Below are 19,344 nucleotides of genomic sequence, written 5' to 3'. Positions count from 1 at the left end.
GAGGGTCAGGACCGGATGAGCCGACTGGTGAAACCCTCACGGACCAGGGCGACATAGGCGGCATGTACGTCGCCCGGCACGTCCTGCGCTGCGGCGAACCCCATGCCCGGGTACTCGATCACCCGCTGGAGATCACCGACCAGCATGTCGATGACCAACTTCTCGTCGCCGATGCTCTTGAGATAGTCGTCGAACTCCAGCGGTTCGGAGGCGCAGGCAATCTCGACCTCGGGCCAGACCTTACGCGCCGTGGCGTAGGCGCGGCGCTCCATGTAGGGCTTGGAGATCAGCAGCACCCTCGCCGGCGAGATCCCGGCCTCGCCCAGCACCTCACGGGAGAAGGCAATGTTCTGCCCGGTGTTACCGGCCTTGGTCTCCAGCAGAATCGCCTCGGCCGGAACCCCGAGCCCCAACGCGTGCTCCCGAAAGTGCACTGCCTCACCACGGGGAAAACGCGCCCGGGTAGTCGGACTGTTACCCCCGCTGAACACGAGCGCGGGGAACAACCCGGCCCGGTACAACTCAGCGGCAAACCCGGCAACTCCCAGGTCATGACTACCGAGCCCGATCGCCACATCACAGGGCCGCACCTCGTGCCCCATCTGGTGGTACTCCCAGATCAGCCCCGCCCGCCACCTCACGTCCTCGCTGATGAACCGCTCACCATCCGTCACGCGTATCCTCCTGATCACCGTCGCCCGGGGGAACAACCGCTCAGCTCGCGGGCCTCAGTGCGGCGAGGGCCCTGTCCCACGGGAAGGCGGTCGGGTGGCCCTGCTTGGGTGGATGGGGGGTGTAATCGTCGAGATCCGGGCCGGTCAGGACCTGGACGCCCTGCTGTCGCAGCGCGGCGATGCTGTGCGGCACGGCGGGTTGGGCGGCCTGGGCCTGGTTGAAGTAGGGCACGGCGACCACCGGTACGCCCAGATGGACGCCTTCCGACACCAGCCCGATGGCGAGGGTGTCCGCGATGCCATGCCCCCACTTGTTGAGACTGGCACAACTCAACGGCGCCACCAGCATGGCGTCGGCGGGCGGCAGGGCATCCGGCTGGCCGGGAAGCTTGTACTGCGACCGCACCGGATGCCCCGTCAACTCCACCAACTCCCCCACCCGCTCCTCCCACCACCGGGCGGCGGACGGCGTCAGCACAAGACACACATCCCACCCCGCCGCCTGCGCGACACGAACCCCCCGATCCATGTACTGAGCCGGCCCAGCGGCACACCCGATCAAATACAGCACCCGCGTCATACACGCAGTCCACAACGTTGCGCCATCATGCGCAAGTCCCCGCTCACTGTCGCCGTGGCACCGAGGAGATCCTTCACCAAGCCACGCGTGGCCGGGCGGCCACGTACCTCTTCGGGGGCAAGGCGTTCGGCTTCAAGGAGCCGAACAACGGCTTCTTCCTTACGGCGGGCAAGAAGCGAAGCTCGGGCCAGCGAGATCAGGTGCTGGGCCCGCCGTTCCCTGGCCAACTCGGCGAGGGCTCCAGTGTCGATCTTCTTGGCCATCTCAAGTGCGGACCAACCATCTTCAAACCTGGTGAGCACATCGCAGCGATGTAGCGCCACATTGGTGGGGCCAAAGGCTGTCCAGTCCTCGTTTCGGTCCGTTCCCTGACGCTGGGCGGTCTCCTCAGCCATGTCCAACGCTTCCTGTGCCTGACGGACCGCATCGCTCGACTTGTCCCGCCCTGAAGCTGAAATGGCCGCGTTGAGATAGAGCATGCCCAGAGTAGACAGCCCGAGAGGACCACGCGTGGTGAGATCTCCTGTCAGGCGCTCGGCCGCCGCGAGTGCGAAGTTCACAGCCGTGACCGGTTGGCCTTGGTACAGCAGGCTCTTTGCCACCCGACGCGAGGCCGCGCCGATAGCAATCGCATCTCCCGATCTCTCGGCCGCTGTGAGCCCCCGGTCTGCGGCGACAGCGGCAGCAATACGGCTCGTCTCGCCGTACTTGTGCAGGAAACTTGCCGCGAGCTGGTAAACGCGAGAGAGCACCGCTTGACTCTCCTCACCCGTTCCGGGCGGACAGTGGGAGGCGACTCGCTGAGCGGACACAATCAACGGCGGCAGGTGTCGCCCGACAGCTGAGTAATGACTGACCTGGAATGCCTGACAGCAGTAGTCCAGATCGCGTTTGAGGTCCAGGAGCGACGGTACTGCCGACGGATCATTGAACTCGCCAGTGAGAACGTCATGGCGCTGCATCACATCGACAACGCTGACGATTTCCGGCGGCCTCATCCCCTCCACCGATGGGTGAGGTGAATCGGTCAACAGTGCCTCCAGTGGGATACGAAGGACTTCGGCCGCTCGCTCAAGCAGAGAGAGCCTTGGGTCAGCCTGTCGATGCCCACCCTCAAGATCCTGTACCCAGCGGCGTGACTGACTCATGAGCCGTCCAAAGTCAGCCTGGGTGAACCCTCGCCTCTCGCGCCAGTAGGCAATGCGGCGCCCGATACGGCCAGTCTGCAAGTGATCTCCTCCGTTAGGGCACGCACTTTGCGTGCTCGCAGAACGTTGTACCGCGCTTACGTTCCGCATGGGATTGGAACCGTGAGGAGATACCCATGATGGGTGAGCAGAGTCCGATGTGGCTACCGACAGTTGACGTCGGGGTTCATACCGTGCCGTGTGGGAGGTGGTTTGATGCGGTGCGGGTGCCGGAGGGGTTGGGGAGCCGGGCTGTTGCCGTGCTCGGGGCGGCTTCCCGTGGGGTGGTGGGGGACTTCGCGCGCAACTCGATGATCTGGTTGGTGTTTCCGGGGGTTGCGGATGGGTGGCGGCTTGCCGATGTAGCCGTGTTGGGGGCCGGGCAGGTGGTGGAGGTTCCGCCGGTCTCGTGGGTGCCGGGGTCGGGGCACGGGGTGCGGTGGGTGGTGGCGCCTCGGGGGGATTGTCTGACCGATGGTGAGGCGCTGTATGCGGCGTTGGTTTCGGCGCCGGGGCCGTCGTGTGGGTTGGGGGCGCAGCGGTGTGAGCCGGTAGACGGGCGGCTCGTGATCGTCGCCGACATAGGGGGGAATCGGCTCGTCTATGCGTGTCGGGCCTGTGTGGAGCGGTATCGGTTGCTGCCGGCTGTTGAGCATCCGGTGGGTGGGCGGCCGGGGATTCGGATGGTGGAGTGGTGAACGGGGTGTGGGTGCGGGCGGTGGAGATCAGCGCTGACACGGTCATGGTGGGGGATGTCATCACCGTGGGTGGCAGACAACTCATGGTGGCGGACATGGTGTCCGTGCCCGGTGGGCGGCGGCTGCGCTTCGCCAGTGGGGAAGTGCTCATGCTGCACCACCACTCACGGCTGACCGCGACACGGTCCGGACCGTACCGCCGCAGGCGACGGTGAGCTTCCGCCCAAGGCCACCCAGGATCGGGGACGGCAACGAGTGGGTCCTCGGACGCTGCTGGCTGTGGTGCGGCAACCGGCACACCTGGGTGGTGTGGCTCGGACCCGCCCAGACCACCGGGCACTACGCCCAGGTGTATGCCTGCCAGTCATGCGTCGGGCGGTTGCATCACACCATCGTTGATTACAGCGAGGCCATGTGTGATGCGCCCGTTGATGGCATGGGCGTTCGGGTGCCGCTGTATGTTGCGCCCCTCGATCCGGCCCGGCCCCCGCCCATTCGCTACCGGCGCGGGCGCTACCGGCAGCCCCGTACCGTACTCGGACGGATGTGGCACCGGGTCGTCACCGGGCGGGGTGGCTGACTAGGCTCCCGGCATGACGGCGCGTGGCGGGGCAATGGCATTGACGGCGTTGGCCGTTGGGGCGGGAATCATCGCCTGGGGGCGGCGGGGGTTTCTGTACAGCTCGGTCAGTGGTCGGAGCATGGAGCCGACCCTGTACGACGGGGACCGGCTGCTCGTACGGCGGGTGCCGGCCGGGCGGTTGCGGGTGGGGGAACTGGTGGTGTGTCCCGTGCAGTTGGCGGGTGGGGCCCGGCTGTTTCCGGTGGACGGGGAGACCCACCCCCGTCTCTGGGTGAAGCGGCTGGCCGCACTCCCCGGGGACGCGATGCCGCCGGGGATGGTGGACGCGGGCTACGGCGGCGGCACCGTGCCGCCGGGTGTCGCCGTACTGCTCGGCGACAACCCGGCGGCCAGTATCGACTCGCGGGCCGTAGGCCCGGTCCCCCTGGCGGAGTTGCTGGGGCGGGTGGTGTGGCGGGTCGGGCTCAGCCGGGGAGGCTCGCCAGCTGCGCCGTCAGGCGGGTGATGTCCGATTCCGCCGTTTCCTTGCGGGCCTTGATCTTGTCGACGACCTCCGCCGGCGCCTTGGCCAGGAAGCCCTCGTTGCCGAGCTTGGCCGTGGCCTGCTTGAGTTCCTTCTCCGCCGCGCCCAGGTCCTTCGTCAGCCGCTTCCGCTCGGCCTCGAAGTCAATGGCACCCGACAGGTCGAGAGCGACCACCGCCCCCGCCACCGGCAGGGAGGCAGTGGCCGTGAAGCCGTCGCCGGCCGGGTTGAGGCGCAGCAGCGAACGCATCGCGTCCTCGTGCGCGGCCAGCCCCGTACCGTCCAGCTCCAGGGTGGCCGGCACCCGCTGGCCGGGCTGGAGGCCCTGGTCGGCGCGGAATCGGCGGACCTCGGTGACCAGGTCCTGTAGAGCGGCGATCTCGCGTTCGGCAGCCGCGTCACGGAAGCCGGAGTCCTCCGGCCACGCCGCGACGACAACCGACTCACCGCCGGTCAGCGTGGTCCACAGCTTCTCGGTGACGAAGGGGATGACCGGGTGGAGCAGCTTCAACGTCACGTCGAGGACCTCGCCGAGCACCCGCTGGGCGACCTCGGCCGGTCGGCCGCCGGCCGCGAAGACGGTCTTGGACAGTTCGACGTACCAGTCGAAGACCTCGTCCCACGCGAAGTGGAAGAGGGTGTCGCTGAGCTTGGCAAACTGGTAGTCCTCGTAGTAGGCGTCGACCTCGGCGACAACCGAGTTGAGCCGGGAGAGGATCCAGCGGTCGGTGGCCGACAGTTCGGCGGCGTCCGGCAGCGGGCCCTCCACCGTGGCACCGTTGATGAGGGCGAACCGGGTGGCGTTCCAGATCTTGTTGGCGAAGTTGCGGGACGCCTGCACCCACGATTCGCCGATCGGGATGTCCACGCCGGGGTTGGCGCCCCGGGCCAGGGTGAAGCGGACGGCGTCGGAGCCGTAGGCGTCCATCCAGTCCAGCGGATCGACCGCGTTGCCGAAGGACTTCGACATCTTCTTGCCGAACTCGTCCCGGACCATGCCGTGCAGCGCGATCGAATGGAACGGCGGGGTGCCGTCCATCGCGTACAAGCCGAACATCATCATCCGGGCGACCCAGAAGAAGAGGATGTCGTAGCCGGTGACCAGCACCGAGTTCGGATAGAACTTCGTGACGCTCGGGGTCTGTTCGGGCCAGCCGAGGGTGGAAAAGGGCCAGAGACCGGAGGAGAACCAGGTATCCAGGACGTCCGTGTCCTGGGTCCAGCCGTCGCCGCTCGGCGGCTCCTCGTCGGGGCCGACGCAGACGACTTCGCCGTCCGGGCCGTACCAGACGGGGATGCGGTGTCCCCACCACAGCTGCCGCGAGATGCACCAGTCGTGGAGGTTGTCGACCCACTCGAAGTAGCGGCCGGACATCTCCTTGGGGTGGATGGTGACCCGGCCGTCACGGACCGCGTCGCCGGCGGCCTGGGCGAGCGGTCCGACCTTGACCCACCACTGCATGGAGAGCCGTGGCTCGATGGTGGTCTTGCAGCGCGAGCAGTGACCGACCGAATGCTGGTACGGGCGCTTCTCAGCGACGATTCGGCCCTCGGCACGCAGTGCGGCGACCACGGCGGAGCGGGCTTCCAGCCGGTCGAGACCCTGGAACGGGCCGTGCACGGTGATCACCGCGTGCTCGTCCATGATCGTGAGCTGCGGCAGGTTGTGGCGCTGGCCGATGGCGAAGTCGTTCGGGTCGTGCGCCGGGGTGACCTTCACCGCACCGGTGCCGAACTCCGGGTCCACGTGGGTGTCGGCGACCACCGGGATGGTGCGGTCGGTCAGCGGCAGGGTGATCTGCTTGCCGATGAGGTGGGCGTACCGCTCGTCGTCCGGGTGGACGGCCACGGCGGTGTCGCCCAGCATCGTCTCGGCGCGGGTGGTGGCGACGACGATGGAGTCGTCGCTGTCCCCGTAGCGGATGGAGACGAGCTCGCCGTCGTCGTCCTGGTACTCGACCTCGATGTCGGAGATCGCGGTCAGGCAGCGCGGGCACCAGTTGATGATGCGCTCGGCGCGGTAGATCAGTTCGTCGTCGTACAGCCGCTTGAAGATGGTCTGGACGGCCTGGGACAGGCCCTCGTCCATGGTGAACCGCTCGCGCTGCCAGTCGACACCATCGCCGAGCCGCCGCATCTGGCCGCTGATCTTGCCGCCGGACTCGGCCTTCCACTGCCACACGCGGTCCACGAACGCCTCGCGGCCCAGGTCGTGGCGGGACTTGCCCTCCTTGGCCAGCTCGCGCTCGACCACGTTCTGGGTGGCGATGCCGGCGTGGTCCATGCCCGGCTGCCACAGGGTTTCGTAGCCCTGCATGCGCTTACGGCGGGTGATGCCGTCGATGAGGGTATGTTCCAGTGCGTGGCCAAGGTGAAGGCTGCCAGTGACGTTGGGCGGCGGGATGACGATGGTGTACGGGGGCTTGTCGCTGGACGCGTCGGCTTCGAAGTAGCCCCGTTCTACCCAGCGCTCGTACAGCGGCCCCTCTACCTCGGCCGGCGCGTACTGCGTCGGGAGTTCGGTGGCGGCGCTGTGGTGCCCGGGGGTGGCGGGCGGCTGAGTGTTGTCGGTCACGGCGCTCAGTCTACGGGCGGGGTGGTGTTCCCCTCGAATCGGTTACGGGGGCCTGGGCCGCCCCCGCCGCCCCGGCGGCACGTACGGGTTCGTCGGTTCGGTGGTGCACAATGCGCAGGCACGGGAGACATCCCTTCCGATGAGATGCTCACCCGGACTTCGGACCACAAGGGGGACCTTCGATGACCCAGCCACCGCCGCCCGGCCAGCAGCCCGCGGGAACCCCGTACGGGAGCCCGGCGTACGGGAGCCCCGCGTACGGGAACCCGACGCACATCGGCACCCCGTACGGCCAGCAGCCCCCGTACGGTCAGCAGCCGCAGCCCACCCCGCCCCCGCCCGCCGGGGGCGGCAACGGCAAGAAGATCGGCATCGCCATCGGCGTCCTGACGGCCGCCGCCGCGCTCGGTGTCGGTCTGGTGCTGGTGCTCAACGGCACCGGCGACGGCAACGGTGGCGGCACCACGGTCGCGGACGACGGCAAGAAGTACACGCTGGTCGCCCCCCAGACCGTCGGCGAGTTCACCCAGGACTACAGCGACGACAGCGATTCCGCCTTCACCTCCGAGGAGGCGGCCCGGGCCGGCTTCACCGAGGACGGCGCGGTCATGGCCGTCTACAGCGGCGCCACGGAGGACGACGACGGCCTCTTCTTCCAGGGCGCCTGGGGCACCGTGGAAGATCCCGCCCTGGTCGCCGACGAGCTGCTCGCCATGCTGATCGAGGAGGACAACGAACTCACGCTCGCCGGCGAACCGCAGGCCATGCGCCCCGCCGGGCTGGACAACGCCCACCTGTCCTGCCAGGAGATGAACCCGACCGACCCCGAACCCGGCTTCCCCGACATGGCCTTCGTCTGCATCTGGAGCGACTACAGCACCATCGGCGTCGTGTACGCGATCCCGCCCGAGGGCAACTCCGAGCTGTCCATGGAGCAGACCGCCCAGATCACCTCCGACCTGCGCAACGCCGCGCTGACGGAGATCACCACCGGCGGCGCCGGCTAGCACGGCCCGGGGGCCGGATGTACACGGGGGCATTTCGTCGGACAGGATGAGCGGTAGACGCCATATCGCATTGATGCACCTCGATCAACAGTGATCAGCAGTGATGAGGGGAAGAGCATGAGTCAGTACCAGCCGGGCCCCTACGGGCAGCAGCCCCCGCAGGGCCAGCCCGGCCAGCCCGGCCCGTACGGGGCACCGCCGCCGCAGGGGCCGCCGCCCGGCGCGCCCAACCCGTACGCGCAAGGCGGCGCACCGGGAGCACCGGCCGGCCCGGGCTACGGTTATCCGCAGCAGCCGGGTCAGCCCGGCCCGCCCCCGCCGCCGCCCCCGGCTCCCGGTGCCTACCCGGGTCAGCCGGGTCAGCCGGGCCAGCCGGGTGTCCCCGGCCAGCCGCAGGGCGGCCCGTACGGACCGCCGCAGCCGCCCGGCCCGTACGGTGGCCCGCCGCAGGGTCCCCCCGGGCAGTACCCGGGGCAGCCGGCCTACGGCCACCTGCCGCCCCCGCCCGCCGGTGGCGGCAACGGCAAGAAGATCGGCATCGCCGTGGGCGCCCTGGCCGTGGTCGCCGCGCTGGCCGTCGGCCTGGTGGTGGTGCTGGGCGGTGACGAGAAGAAGGAGACGCTCGTCGGCTACGCGCTGGACTTCCCCGAGCAGTCCGGCGAGTTCGTCCTGGTGGATTCCCAGGACAGCAGTGACATGACCGCCGAGGAGCTGGCCCAGTTCGGGCTCGGCCCCGACGCCGACGGTGCCACCGCCACCTATCTGGCCGGGATCGATCCCGCCGAGCTGGACGCGATGAACGATCCCTCGGAACTCGCGGACACGGTCCTCACCTCGATGATGGGCATGGGGATCTGGGGCGAGATCGACGACCCCGAGGCCACCGTGGACGCGCTCCTCGCCTACGCCGCCACCCAGGCGGACGACAGCGAGGGCGGCGAACTGCTCGGCAGCCCGCAGTCGGTGAAGCCCAGCGGGCTGAACGGCGCGACCATGAAGTGCCAGTACGCCGAGACCGAGGACGCCACCCTGAACGAGACCGTGCAGGTCCCGATCTGTGTCTGGGCGGACAACAGCACCATGGGCTTCGCCGCCTTCCAGCGGCAGCAGGGCATCGTCAGCGGCATCGAGATGTCCATCGACGAGGCCGCCGCCGCGACGGCGCGGCTGCGCGCCGACGCGCTCGTGGCTCCCAGCGGTGACGCGGCCGGCGACAGCGCCGACAGCTGAGAGCGGTCACCCACCAGCGGCAACGGCACGAACGGCGGGGCCCGGACACCATCCGCATCGGTGTCCGGGCCCCGCCGTTACATGCGCCGTTACATGCGCCGTTACGTGCTCAGGCGGTCTTCTCCTGCGGCGGAACCCCGCTGCTGCCGCGCTGCTTCGCCAGCCGGGACCGGGGCACCAGCGTCGGATTGACGTTGGAGCGGACCACGTCCTCGGTGATCACCACCTGGCCCACGTCCTGCCGCGACGGCACCTCGTACATCACCGACATCAGGACCTCTTCCATGATGGCGCGCAGCCCGCGCGCCCCGGTGCCGCGCAGAATCGCCTGGTCGGCGATCGCCTCCAGCGCCGGAAGGTCGAACTCCAGCTCCACGCCGTCCAGTTCGAACAGCCGCTGATACTGCTTGACGAGCGCGTTGCGCGGCTCCACCAGAATCCGCAGCAGCGCCTCGCGGTCGAGATTGTGCACCGAGGTGATGATCGGCAGCCGGCCGATGAATTCCGGGATCATCCCGTACTTCACCAGGTCCTCCGGGAGCGCGTCCGACAGCAGCTCCGCCTGATCCCGCTCCCGCTTGGAACGGATATCGGCCCCGAAGCCAATGCCCCGGCCGCCGGAACGGGCCCGGATGATCTCGTCCAGACCCGCGAACGCGCCGCCCACGATAAACAGCACATTCGAGGTGTCGATCTGAAGGAACTCCTGATGCGGATGTTTCCGCCCGCCCTGCGGCGGCACCGCCGCGGTCGTGCCCTCCAGGATTTTCAGCAGCGCCTGCTGCACACCCTCGCCGGACACATCCCGGGTGATCGACGGATTCTCGCTCTTCCGGGCGACCTTGTCGATCTCGTCGATGTAGATGATGCCCTGTTCGGCCTTCTTGATGTCGTAGTCGGCGGCCTGGATGAGCTTCAGCAGGATGTTCTCGACATCTTCGCCGACATATCCCGCCTCCGTGAGCGCCGTGGCGTCGGTGATGGCGAACGGCACATTCAGCATCCGGGCCAGCGTCTGCGCCAGCAGTGTCTTTCCGGAGCCGGTCGGGCCCAGCAGCAGGATGTTGGACTTGCCGAGCTCGATCTCCTCGTCGCGCGCCGCGCCCGCCTCGGTCTCGCTCGCCCGGACCCGCTTGTAATGGTTGTAGACGGCGACCGACAGCGCCCGCTTGGCGTCGTCCTGGCCGACCACATAGCTTTCCAGGAAGTCATAGATCTCGCGCGGCTTCGGCAGCTCACTCAGCTCGGAACCGGGCGACTCCGCCAGCTCTTCCTCGATGATCTCGTTGCACAGGTCGATGCATTCATCGCAGATATAGACCCCCGGACCCGCGATGAGCTTCTTCACCTGTTTTTGGCTCTTGCCGCAGAACGAGCACTTGAGCAGATCGCCGCCATCACCGATGCGTGCCACGAGGTGCTTCCCCTTCGCCTGCGCACCGCCGGGGAGACGGTGCCTGGAGCTTGCTTAGACGACGGTACCCTGTCGCCCCGACGGAATGGCCCCCCTTGGCGGGAATCCCCCACCGCGGGGGCCTTCCCGTCCAAAAGGGGCGGCCAGTTACAGCCTTGCCTTGCACTGCCTCTTGCTTGCTCAGACCGAGACGGTGGAACGGGTGGTGACGATCTGGTCGATGAGGCCGTAGTCGACGGCCTCCTTGGCGGTGAGGATCTTGTCCCGCTCGATGTCGTCCCGGATCTGCTCGATCGGCCGGGTGGAGTGCTTGGCCAGCATCTCCTCCAGCTGATCACGCATCCGCTGCACCTCGCGGGCCGCGATCTCCAGGTCGGAGACCTGACCGCGACCGGTCTCGGAGTACGGCTGGTGGATCAGCACCCGGGCGTTCGGCAGCGCGAGCCGCTTGCCGGGGGTGCCCGCCGCCAGCAGCACGGCCGCCGCCGAGGCCGCCTGGCCCATGCACACGGTCTGGATCTCCGGCTTGACGAAGTCCATCGTGTCGTAGATGGCGGTCAGCGCGGTGAAGGAGCCACCGGGGCTGTTGATGTAGATCTGGATGTCCCGGTCCGGGTCCATCGACTCCAGGCACAGCAGCTGCGCCATGACGTCGTTGGCGGAGGCGTCGTCGATCTGCACCCCGAGGAAGATCACCCGCTCCTCGAAGAGCTTGGCGTACGGGTCGTACTCGCGCACACCCTGCGAGGTGCGCTCGACGAAGCGCGGGACGATGTAACGGGACTCGGCCGGGAGACGGTCGTAAATGCCGGAGCCCGGGAAGCGCTGGGAAGAAGTCATCTGATGTCTACCGCCTTGCCTTAAGGAAGGGCCTGCTGGGAGGGGGGTACGGGGAACGGGGCTCAGGCGCCCGTACCGCCGCCGCCCTCGATGTCGGCCGCGCTGGTGATGACCCGGTCCAGCAGACCGTAGTCGCGGGCCTCCTCCGCGTTGAACCAGCGGTCGCGGTCGGCGTCGCGGTCCCACTGCTCCTCGGACTGGCCCGAGTGCAGGGCCGAGAGCTTCGCCATCTTGCGCTTGGTGCGCAGCAGCTGCTCGGCGTGGATCTTGATGTCCGAGGCCGAGCCGGCCAGGCCCGCGGACGGCTGGTGGATCAGGATCTCCGCGTTCGGCAGCGCGAACCGCTTGCCGGGGGCGCCGGCGGTCAGCAGGAACTGACCCATCGAGGCGGCCATGCCCATGGCGATGGTGACCACGTCGTTCTTCACGTACTGCATGGTGTCGTAGATCGCCATGCCCGCCGTGATCGAGCCGCCGGGGCTGTTGATGTAAAGGAAGATGTCCTTGTCGGGATCCGCGGCGAGCAGCAGCAGCTGCGCGGTGATCTTGTTGGCGATGTCGTCATCGACCGGCTGGCCGAGGAAGATGATGCGCTCGTTGAGCAGCCGGTTGTAGACCTGGTCGCCGAGACCGCCGTTGGAGGGTTCAGCGGCGGCGGAAGGCATCGGGAGCGTCACGTATCCACCTGCTCGTTGTCGGACGGCGGCACTGTCGCCAGGCCGTCGCATGGCTTTAGCGTTGTACTTCTTACGGACCCTAACGCGCGGCACCGCCGGACCCGTCCCGGCCAGGGAACTGTTCGCTGTGAGCGCAGGGTGCCCGCGGGGTAGGGCCGGCGGCGGGCGGCCGGCGGGCAGCCGGGGGCGGCCAGGATGCGCGACGGGGCCGGACATTGTCATATCCGGCCCCGTCCCTGACGCTTCCGCGCTCGCCCGCGCGGTGGGGGTGAATCAGGCGTTCTCGGCCTTGTCGCCCTTGTCCGCCTTGTCGGCCTGCTCCTCGGCGCCCTCGGTGCCCCCGGTGGTCTCCACGGCGGCCTCGGCGGCGCTCTCCTCGTCCTCCTCGTCGAGGTGGACGGGCGCACCGTTGGTGTCGGTCACCTTCACCGACTCCACCACGGTGGCCAGCGCCTTGCCGCGGCTGACCTCGCCGACCAGCATCGGCACCTGGCCGCCCTCGACGACCGCCTGCGCGAACTGGTCGGGGGACATGCCGGAGGACCGGGCCCGGCGCACCAGGTGCTCGGTGAGCTCTTCCTGGCTGACGGTGAGATTCTCCGTCTTGGCGATCTGGTCCAGCACGAACTGGGTGCGGATGCCCTTCTCGGCCTGCTCCTTGAGCTCGGCCTCGAACTCCTCGGCGGTCTTGTCCTGAAGCTTCAGGTACGCGTCCAGGTCCATCCCGAGCTGCTGGAGCTGGTGGTGCTCCAGGTTGTGCTTGCGGGTCTCGACCTCGTCCTTCAGCAGCTTCTCGGGCATCGGGACCTCGACCAGCTCCAGCAGCGCGTCGAGGACCTTCTCCTGCGCCTCGGTGGCCTGCTGGTACTTCTTCTGGTCGGCGAGCCGACGGCGGCTGTCCGCGCGCAGCTCCTCCAGGGTGTCGAACTCGCTCGCCAGCTGCGCGAACTCGTCGTCCTCGGCCGGCAGCTCACGGGCCGAGACGGTGATCACCTTCACGGTGACCTCGGCGTCCTGGCCGGCCGCGGAGCCGCCCTTGAGGGTGCTGGTGAAGGTGGCGGTGCCACCCGCCTCCAGGCCGGTGACGGCCTCGTCGATGCCCTCCAGCAGCTGACCGGAGCCCACGGTGTAGTCCAGGCCCTCGGCGACGCCGTCCTCCAGCACCTCGCCATCGACCTTGGCCTCCAGGTCGAGCTTGACGACATCGCCCTCGGCGGCGGCGCGCTCCACCACGGAGGTGGAGGCGAAGCGGTCGCGCAGCTGCTCGACGGCCTCGGCCACGTCCTCGTCGGTGACCTCGGCGGCCTCGACGGTGACCTCGATCCCGGAGTAGTCGGGGATCGTGATCTCGGGCCGGATGTCCACCTCGGCGGTGAACGTCAGCAGCTCGTTGTCCTTCAGCTCGGTGATGTCCACCTCGGGCTGACCCAGCGGGTTCAGCTCGCCCTCGGACACGGCCTCGTTGTAGAACTTCGGCAGCGCGTCGTTGACGGCCTCTTCCAGCACGGCGCCACGGCCGAAGCGCTGGTCGATGATGCGGGACGGGATCTTGCCCTTACGGAATCCGGGCACCGTGACCTGCTGGTTGATCTTCCGGTACGCCGCGTCGAGGCTGGGCTTGAGCTCCTCGAAGGGCACCTCGACAGTGAGCCGAACCCGGGTGGGGTTCAGGGTCTCCACGGCGCTCTTCACGGTCGGTCTCCTTGGGGCTGACTTCTGGGAGGCAATGCTGTGCGGTCTGTGCTGTGCTGTGCTGGCTTTGTTCCGGGGTAACGCTGTGCTGTCTCGTGCTGCGGTGCTGCTCCGTGGCCGAGCCTACGGGTGCCGGCTTGGCCGTTGGTACCCGGGACCCGGACCCCGGGCACGCCACAGGCGCACGATCTCTTCATAGTACGTGGTCGGGGTGGCCGGATTCGAACCGACGGCCTTCCGCTCCCAAAGCGGACGCGCTACCAAGCTGCGCCACACCCCGTGATGGCTCTTGACGCGACACGTAGCGTACAGGCCCGCTCGCCCCCCGGCTCCCCCGCCTCCGGGCAGCGCGGCGCTGGTACGATGCTGTCCGCACGGTGATCGTCGTCCAGCGCGATCCCCGGTACGCGGGCGTAGCTCAATGGTAGAGCCCTGGTCTTCCAAACCAGCTACGCGGGTTCGATTCCCGTCGCCCGCTCCGTCAGGCCCCGGCCCGGCTCCCTCGGGGGCCGGGCCGCCGCTTTGCTCAGGGACCGCTCGAATTGATGGAATCGTCCACGGAGCTGACGGAGTTGGAGATCGACTCCAGGAAGTCCCGTATGGGGTCGGCCGCGCCGGTGGAGGCGAGCGAGAAGCCGAAGAGGATGGCCACGATGGCCGGCCCCCACTTGAGGTTGCCGCTGCGGGCGAGAAAGAACAGCACGACGCCCAGCAGCAGCGTCAGGGAGAACGAGATAACCACGACAGATCACATCACCTTCGGACGGTACGCCTGCGCTCCAGCGGGAGCCTGACCACGGCTGTCCTACCCCCGCTGGGCACCTATCGTGCCATCAACCGGGTGACACATGGGGGTTGATGGGTGACGGGATCCGGCCGTTGACGTGTTCGCCCGGTATGGCGTGGTGCACGCGGGCGTACGGCCCGGGCCGGAACCGCACCCCCTGCCGGACAGCACCGGCCGCGAGGCACTATCGTGCGGTCAATGTTGCACGTCCGTAATCGACGAGCCCCCCTGCCCGCCGCCCGGGCGCGGACGGCTGATCCCCCACCGGAGGCCACGGACGGCCCACCGAAGGGCAAGCCCCGCGACCCCTATTTCGACAACGCCAAGTATCTGGCGATCGTGCTGGTGGCGATGGGCCATGTCTGGGCCCCGCTGATGCCCGACTCCCGGGCCGCCACCGCGCTGTACATGTTCGTCTATGCCTTCCACATGCCGGCGTTCATCATGCTGGCCGGCTACTTCTCGCGCAGTTTCACCGGGAAGCCCGCCCAGATAGGGCGGCTGATCTCCGGTGTGCTGGTGCCCTATCTGATCTTCGTCGTCGCGTACACCCTCTTCGACCGCTGGGTGAACGACAGCGACAAGCCGCTGTTCGAGCCGTTCAGCCTGCTCGACCCGTACTACCTCACCTGGTTCCTGATCGCGCTGTTCTGCTGGCGGTTGTCCGCCCCGCTGTGGCGGGTGCTGCGCTGGCCGCTGCCGGTCTCGCTGGCGGTCGCCGCGATCGCCTCCGTCTCCCCCGATCTGGGCAATGACTTCAACATCATGCGGGTGTTGCAGTTCCTGCCGTTCTTCGTGCTCGGGATGCTGCTGCGGCGTGAGCACTTCGACCTGCTGGTACGGCGTGAGGCCCGGATCGCGGCGGCGGTGGTCGCCCCGATCGCGCTGGGGTTCGCGTACTGGGTGGCGCCGCGGATGGACTACCACTGGTTCTACCGCAGCCACAGCGCCCAGGGTCTCGGCTTCACCTGGGACTACGGCGTGATCATGTCGCTGGCGCTGTTCGGCTGCGGACTGCTGCTGACCGCCTGTTTCCTGGCCTGGGTGCCGCGCCGCCACATGTGGTTCACGGCGCTGGGCGCCGGCTCCATCTACGGCTATCTGCTGCACGGGTTCCTGGCCAAGGGCTCGCGCTGGTGGGGCTGGTACGACCTGGACTGGGTGCAGACCCCGGCCGGTTATGTGGCGATCACCCTCATCGGGGTGGCGGTGGTGACACTGCTGTGCACCGGCCCCGTGCAGCGGCTGTTCCGCTGGGTGGTGGAGCCCCCGCTGAACTGGGCGTTCAAGAAGGACGACCCGGCCGCCCGGGTTCCGGCGGCCAAGTAACCGACCCCACAACGTCCGAAAGGGGGGTGGTCCCGGTGACCACCCCCCTTTGCCGCGCTCGTACGGGCTCGTACGGGCTCGTACTGGTGGCGTACGGGCCGTACGGGGTCAGCCGGTGGCGACGCCGTGGGCGGCCAGGTACGCCAGCGGGTCCACGTCGCTGCCGTACGCGCGGGAGGTGCGCACCTCGAAGTGCAGGTGCGGCCCCGTGCTGCGGCCGGTGTTTCCCGACAGCCCGGCCCGTACCCCGCCGTTGACGGTCTGGCCGTCCTTGACCTGGATCTCCGACAGATGGGCGTACAGGCTGTAGTGCCCGTCGGTCATCTCGATCAGCACGGCCTTGCCGTAGTCGCCCCAGTCGCCGGCGAAGACCACGGTGCCGGGGCCGACCGCGTACACCGGGGTGCCGGTGGGGACGGCGAAGTCGGTGCCGGTGTGGCGGCCGGCCGCCCAGCCGCCGGGGATGCCGTACGCGGCGCTGATCGGGAAGCCGCTGACCGGCATCATCCAGATCTCGGCGTTCGCGGCGGCGGAGACGGCGGCCGGCCAGCTCGCGCGCAGCGCGGCGATGTCGGCGACGGCGGCGCGGGGCGCCTCGGCCTCCTCGGGCGCTGCGGGGGCGACCATGGCGGACCGCTGGGCGTGGGAGGGCGGGCCGTGGGCCGCGCCGAAGGCGGCTGGGCCGTACGCACCGGTCGCCGGGTACGGCTGCGGCACCTCGCCGCGGGCCGCCGCCGCCGGTACGGACCACGGTCCCGCTATCACCAGCCCGCCGAGGAGGGTGCCGGCCAGGGCGCGGCGCAGCGTACGGGGGGCGGCGGCAGGGGCGGGGGCGGCGGTGGCTCGCTCGGTGCTCATGGGTCGAGCCAAGATCAGCGCCCGGCGCTTCGCATCCCCCCGCGCGGCCCCGGCACCGCCGTTCGGCGCACGGCGGACCGGGCCCCGTACGAGGCGTCGGCGCTGGTGGGTGCGGCCTGTCGGCACGCCGTACGGCCCGCCGCCACGATCACCTGCGCGGGTGACCGTACGGTTACTCTCTGGTGATGAGCAGCAGGGCGCGGTCGTCGTTGACGTCCTTGGCGACCGCCTCGATCAGATGCCAGGCCGCGTCCCGGAAGCCGAGTGGCACATAGCGGTCGGCCTCGCCGGTGAGCCGGTCGATGCCCTCGGACAGATCGCGGGCGGGCCGTTCCACCAGGCCGTCGGTGAACAGCATCAGGACGTCGCCGCGCCGCAGGGTGCCCTTGGCCGGGTGGAACTCGGCGCCGTCGTACACGCCGAGCAGCGGCCCGTCCGCGGCGGTCTCCGTCCAGCGGCCGGTGCCGGCGTTCAGGTGCAGGCCGGGCACGTGACCGGCCGAGAGCAGTTCGTAGTCCCCGGTGTCGAGATCGAGCACGAGATGGATGGAGGTGGCGAAGCCCTCGTCCCAGTTCTGGCGCAGCAGATAGCCGTTGGCGGCGGGCAGGAAGGAGTGCGGCGGCAGCGAGCCGAGCAGCCCGCCGAACGCGCCGGACAGCAGCAGGGACCGGGAAGCGGCGTCCATGCCCTTGCCGGAGACATCGGTGAGCACCGCCTCCAGGGTCCGCCCGCCGGGACCGGTGCGGGCGGCCACCACGAAGTCGCCGGAGAAGGACTGGCCGCCGGCCGGGCGCAGCGCCATGTCGTGGTACCAGCCGGCCGGCAGCTTCGGCAGCGTGCTCTGGGCCTTGATGCGTTCGCGCAGGTCGAACAGCATGGTGCCGCCGCGCCGCCAGGGCACCCCGACCCGGCTGCGGAACTGGGCGATCAGCAGCCCGGCCAGCGCCACGGCCGCGACCACCAGGATGGTGCCGGGGGTGACCGGGTCGATGTTGGCCCGGCTGTTGTCTATGAGGGCGGTTTCGGCGACCAGCGCGGTGGCGGCGACCCCGTACAGGCCGAGCAGGCTGGCGGGGCGCAGCAGCAGCCCGCCGGCGACGAGGGGAAGGGCGAGGGCTTCGGGCGGGCACCATTCGGAGCTGATGAGGGTGCCGGCGGCGAGCAGCGGTACGGAGCACAGCAGCACGGTGAGCGCCCCGGAGTCCGAGCCGCCGCCCCGGAAGGAGTCGACGGCGGCGCGGCGGACGGTGGTGCGCAGGCGGTGGAGTGCCTTGTGGACCCGGTGTCTCCAGGTCGTCGGGGGTGGATTGTCGCTACCGCGTGCCATGTCCTAGGACCTTATCCACCCATTCGGGGGTGCGTCGAACCTCCCACGCTCCCGTACCTGCGTGCGGGGTGCCGAATCGGCGGAAATCTCTTCGCCCTGTGTCCAACAGCACTGATAGGGATGGGGGTATGACCGTTGAACTGCGCGTGCTGGCCGAGGAAGACTGGGACATCTGGTTCCGCACCCTGAACTGGGCGTTCGGCGGCATGATCCAGAGCGATGAGGAACGCGGGCTGTGGCGGTCGCTGACCGAGGTGGAACGGTCGATCGCGGCGTGGGACAGCGATCGGATCGTGGCAACGGCGGGCACCTTCTCGTTTGGCCTTTCGGTACCGGGCGGCACGGTGGTGCCGGCCGGTGGGCTGACGATGGTGGGAGTGGCCCCCACGCACAGGCGGCGGGGCATTCTGCGGCGGATGATGCGGCAGCAACTGGACGATGTGCGGGCCGCCGGGGAACCCCTGGCGGTATTGACGGCCTCCGAACCCTCGATCTACGGCCGCTTCGGTTACGGTACCGCGACCTGGAAGCTGTCGGCCGAGATCCGGACGCGTGATGTGCGGCTTTCACCGCCGGCCGGCATCGATGCTGTGGAGATCCGGGTGGCGGCACCGGCGGATGTGGCCGATGCGTGTGAGGAACTGTACGCCCGTCAAGTGCTCCGCAGGCCAGGAATGCTGGAACGCCGCCCGGGCTGGGAGCGGGCGCCGCTGGTGGTCCCCGGGCACCAGCAGGCGGGGGCTTCGCGGCAGTTGTGCGTGCTGGCGGAACGCGCCGGCGAACTGCTCGGCTACGCCCGTTACGTGACCCGGCCGGCCTGGACGGAGGCCGGTCCGGACGGGGCCGTGATCGTCCAGGATCTGGAGGCGAGCGAGCCGGCGGGGTACGCGGCGCTGCTGCGCTATCTGCTGGAGATCGACCTGATGTCGACGGTACGGCTCGCGAATCGGCCGGTTGATGATCCGCTGCTGCATGTGCTGTCGGACGTACGCCGGTGCGCGCCCCGGTTGCTGGACGGCATGTATCTGCGGCCGGTGGAGGTGGGCGCGGCCCTGGCGGCGCGGCGGTACGCCACGGAGGTGGATGTGGTGCTGGCGGTGACGGACCCGTTCTGCCCGTGGAACGAGGGCCGCTGGCGGCTGTCGGCCGGCCCGGGCGGGGCGGTGTGCGAGCGCACCACCGATCCGGCTGATCTCGCTCTGTCGGTGCGGGAGTTGGGGGCCGTGTATCTGGGCGGCACCACGGTACCGGCCTTGGCGGCGGCCGGCCGCGTCCAGGAGTTGCGCGCCGGGGCCCTGTCGCGGGCCGGCCTGGCCTTCGCCTCCCCGGTGGCACCGTGGCTGCCGCACAACTTCTGAACGGG

General features: G+C 69.2%; 17 protein-coding genes and 2 tRNA genes. 7 read left to right on the top strand and 12 right to left on the bottom strand.

Annotated features, from left to right (window positions below; all coding sequences use genetic code 11):
* Nucleotides 1–5: 5 nt before the first annotated feature.
* From AC5WRL_RS15300 to AC5WRL_RS15290, 3 genes are read right to left on the bottom strand one after another with little or no spacing between them, the layout of a single operon-like run.
* Entirely contained in the window at nucleotides 6–674 is a 669-nt protein-coding gene (locus AC5WRL_RS15300) for a YdcF family protein (protein WP_496089050.1), read from the bottom strand.
* Between the two features lie 40 nt (nucleotides 675–714).
* A complete protein-coding gene (locus tag AC5WRL_RS15295; protein WP_496089049.1) occupies nucleotides 715–1,254 on the bottom strand; it encodes a flavoprotein in 540 nt (179 codons plus the stop codon).
* Nucleotides 1,251–2,402, bottom strand: coding sequence for a DNA-binding protein (locus tag AC5WRL_RS15290; RefSeq protein ID WP_496089048.1), 1,152 nt, complete (start codon nucleotides 2,400–2,402; stop codon nucleotides 1,251–1,253). Before AC5WRL_RS15290 ends, AC5WRL_RS15295 begins: the two co-directional genes overlap by 4 nt.
* A 733-nt stretch (nucleotides 2,403–3,135) precedes the next feature.
* Here AC5WRL_RS15290 and AC5WRL_RS15285 point away from each other — a divergent pair.
* Both AC5WRL_RS15285 and AC5WRL_RS15280 read left to right on the top strand, forming a co-directional pair.
* The gene (locus AC5WRL_RS15285) at nucleotides 3,136–3,354 is read left to right on the top strand and encodes a hypothetical protein (protein WP_496089047.1); all 219 of its coding nucleotides are present in this window, start codon (nucleotides 3,136–3,138) and stop codon (nucleotides 3,352–3,354) included.
* Nucleotides 3,355–3,732: 378 nt separating this feature from the next.
* Nucleotides 3,733–4,227 (top strand): S26 family signal peptidase, encoded by a 495-nt coding sequence (locus AC5WRL_RS15280; RefSeq protein ID WP_496089046.1) that lies wholly within the window; start codon nucleotides 3,733–3,735, stop codon nucleotides 4,225–4,227.
* Here AC5WRL_RS15280 and AC5WRL_RS15275 read toward each other — a convergent pair.
* Entirely contained in the window at nucleotides 4,187–6,820 is a 2,634-nt protein-coding gene (locus tag AC5WRL_RS15275) for a valine--tRNA ligase (protein WP_496089045.1), read from the bottom strand. The genes AC5WRL_RS15280 and AC5WRL_RS15275 overlap by 41 nt on opposite strands.
* Before the next feature lie 182 nt (nucleotides 6,821–7,002).
* Here AC5WRL_RS15275 and AC5WRL_RS15270 point away from each other — a divergent pair, with 182 nt between their 5' ends.
* Both AC5WRL_RS15270 and AC5WRL_RS15265 read left to right on the top strand, forming a co-directional pair.
* Nucleotides 7,003–7,827 (top strand): hypothetical protein, encoded by an 825-nt coding sequence (locus tag AC5WRL_RS15270; protein ID WP_496089044.1) that lies wholly within the window; start codon nucleotides 7,003–7,005, stop codon nucleotides 7,825–7,827.
* A gap of 117 nt (nucleotides 7,828–7,944) precedes the next feature.
* Nucleotides 7,945–9,057 (top strand): hypothetical protein, encoded by a 1,113-nt coding sequence (locus AC5WRL_RS15265; RefSeq protein WP_496089043.1) that lies wholly within the window; start codon nucleotides 7,945–7,947, stop codon nucleotides 9,055–9,057.
* Between the two features lie 109 nt (nucleotides 9,058–9,166).
* On the opposite strand, the gene clpX is transcribed toward AC5WRL_RS15265, so the two are convergent.
* The 5 genes from clpX to AC5WRL_RS15240 all read right to left on the bottom strand — a co-directional run bounded on the left by clpX (nucleotide 9,167) and on the right by AC5WRL_RS15240 (nucleotide 13,960).
* Nucleotides 9,167–10,471: an ATP-dependent Clp protease ATP-binding subunit ClpX gene (clpX, locus tag AC5WRL_RS15260; protein ID WP_496089042.1), complete on the bottom strand. Its 1,305-nt coding sequence runs from the start codon at nucleotides 10,469–10,471 to the stop codon at nucleotides 9,167–9,169.
* A gap of 180 nt (nucleotides 10,472–10,651) precedes the next feature.
* On the bottom strand, nucleotides 10,652–11,311 hold the full coding sequence (locus AC5WRL_RS15255) for an ATP-dependent Clp protease proteolytic subunit (protein ID WP_030725588.1): 660 nt from the start codon (nucleotides 11,309–11,311) through the stop codon (nucleotides 10,652–10,654).
* A 62-nt stretch (nucleotides 11,312–11,373) separates the two neighbouring features.
* Nucleotides 11,374–11,976 (bottom strand): ATP-dependent Clp protease proteolytic subunit, encoded by a 603-nt coding sequence (locus AC5WRL_RS15250; RefSeq protein ID WP_030725585.1) that lies wholly within the window; start codon nucleotides 11,974–11,976, stop codon nucleotides 11,374–11,376.
* A 285-nt stretch (nucleotides 11,977–12,261) separates the two neighbouring features.
* Nucleotides 12,262–13,680, bottom strand: a complete 1,419-nt coding sequence (gene tig, locus AC5WRL_RS15245) for a trigger factor (protein ID WP_496089041.1) — start codon at nucleotides 13,678–13,680, stop codon at nucleotides 12,262–12,264.
* A gap of 203 nt (nucleotides 13,681–13,883) precedes the next feature.
* Nucleotides 13,884–13,960 (bottom strand) — tRNA-Pro (locus AC5WRL_RS15240).
* 127 nt (nucleotides 13,961–14,087) lie between these two features.
* Between AC5WRL_RS15240 and AC5WRL_RS15235 the strand changes: the two genes are divergently transcribed.
* Nucleotides 14,088–14,158: transfer RNA gene (locus AC5WRL_RS15235), tRNA-Gly, on the top strand.
* A 48-nt stretch (nucleotides 14,159–14,206) separates the two neighbouring features.
* Here AC5WRL_RS15235 and AC5WRL_RS15230 read toward each other — a convergent pair.
* A complete protein-coding gene (locus tag AC5WRL_RS15230) occupies nucleotides 14,207–14,422 on the bottom strand; it encodes a hypothetical protein (protein ID WP_030725579.1) in 216 nt (71 codons plus the stop codon).
* Nucleotides 14,423–14,665: 243 nt separating this feature from the next.
* Between AC5WRL_RS15230 and AC5WRL_RS15225 the strand changes: the two genes are divergently transcribed.
* Nucleotides 14,666–15,796 carry an acyltransferase family protein gene (locus tag AC5WRL_RS15225; protein WP_496089040.1) on the top strand — a complete coding sequence of 377 codons (1,131 nt, stop codon included), beginning with the start codon at nucleotides 14,666–14,668 and terminating at the stop codon, nucleotides 15,794–15,796.
* Nucleotides 15,797–15,904: 108 nt separating this feature from the next.
* On the opposite strand, the gene AC5WRL_RS15220 is transcribed toward AC5WRL_RS15225, so the two are convergent.
* Both AC5WRL_RS15220 and AC5WRL_RS15215 read right to left on the bottom strand, forming a co-directional pair.
* On the bottom strand, nucleotides 15,905–16,654 hold the full coding sequence (locus AC5WRL_RS15220; RefSeq protein WP_496089039.1) for a M23 family metallopeptidase: 750 nt from the start codon (nucleotides 16,652–16,654) through the stop codon (nucleotides 15,905–15,907).
* Nucleotides 16,655–16,826: 172 nt separating this feature from the next.
* Nucleotides 16,827–17,981: a PP2C family protein-serine/threonine phosphatase gene (locus AC5WRL_RS15215; protein WP_496089038.1), complete on the bottom strand. Its 1,155-nt coding sequence runs from the start codon at nucleotides 17,979–17,981 to the stop codon at nucleotides 16,827–16,829.
* 128 nt (nucleotides 17,982–18,109) lie between these two features.
* Between AC5WRL_RS15215 and AC5WRL_RS15210 the strand changes: the two genes are divergently transcribed.
* Nucleotides 18,110–19,339: a GNAT family N-acetyltransferase gene (locus AC5WRL_RS15210; protein ID WP_496089037.1), complete on the top strand. Its 1,230-nt coding sequence runs from the start codon at nucleotides 18,110–18,112 to the stop codon at nucleotides 19,337–19,339.
* The last annotated feature ends 5 nt before the right edge of the window (nucleotides 19,340–19,344 follow it).

It is taken from the genome of Streptomyces sp. NTD107, from assembly GCF_059510435.1.
The sequence above is the reverse complement of the archived record's forward strand: the minus strand, read 5'-3'. Positions and strand labels throughout refer to the sequence as shown.

What these genes read in the sequence shown, in the direction of transcription:
- AC5WRL_RS15215 (WP_496089038.1), bottom strand. Translation starts at nt 17,981, where the DNA reads ATGGCACGCGGTAGCGACAATCCACCCCCGACGACCTGGAGACACCGG.
- AC5WRL_RS15250 (WP_030725585.1), bottom strand. Translation starts at nt 11,976, where the DNA reads ATGCCTTCCGCCGCCGCTGAACCCTCCAACGGCGGTCTCGGCGACCAG.
- AC5WRL_RS15280 (WP_496089046.1), top strand. Translation starts at nt 3,733, where the DNA reads ATGACGGCGCGTGGCGGGGCAATGGCATTGACGGCGTTGGCCGTTGGG.
- AC5WRL_RS15295 (WP_496089049.1), bottom strand. Translation starts at nt 1,254, where the DNA reads ATGACGCGGGTGCTGTATTTGATCGGGTGTGCCGCTGGGCCGGCTCAG.
- AC5WRL_RS15270 (WP_496089044.1), top strand. Translation starts at nt 7,003, where the DNA reads ATGACCCAGCCACCGCCGCCCGGCCAGCAGCCCGCGGGAACCCCGTAC.
- AC5WRL_RS15265 (WP_496089043.1), top strand. Translation starts at nt 7,945, where the DNA reads ATGAGTCAGTACCAGCCGGGCCCCTACGGGCAGCAGCCCCCGCAGGGC.
- AC5WRL_RS15210 (WP_496089037.1), top strand. Translation starts at nt 18,110, where the DNA reads ATGACCGTTGAACTGCGCGTGCTGGCCGAGGAAGACTGGGACATCTGG.
- AC5WRL_RS15220 (WP_496089039.1), bottom strand. Translation starts at nt 16,654, where the DNA reads ATGAGCACCGAGCGAGCCACCGCCGCCCCCGCCCCTGCCGCCGCCCCC.
- AC5WRL_RS15225 (WP_496089040.1), top strand. Translation starts at nt 14,666, where the DNA reads ATGTTGCACGTCCGTAATCGACGAGCCCCCCTGCCCGCCGCCCGGGCG.
- AC5WRL_RS15255 (WP_030725588.1), bottom strand. Translation starts at nt 11,311, where the DNA reads ATGACTTCTTCCCAGCGCTTCCCGGGCTCCGGCATTTACGACCGTCTC.
- AC5WRL_RS15290 (WP_496089048.1), bottom strand. Translation starts at nt 2,402, where the DNA reads ATGAGTCAGTCACGCCGCTGGGTACAGGATCTTGAGGGTGGGCATCGA.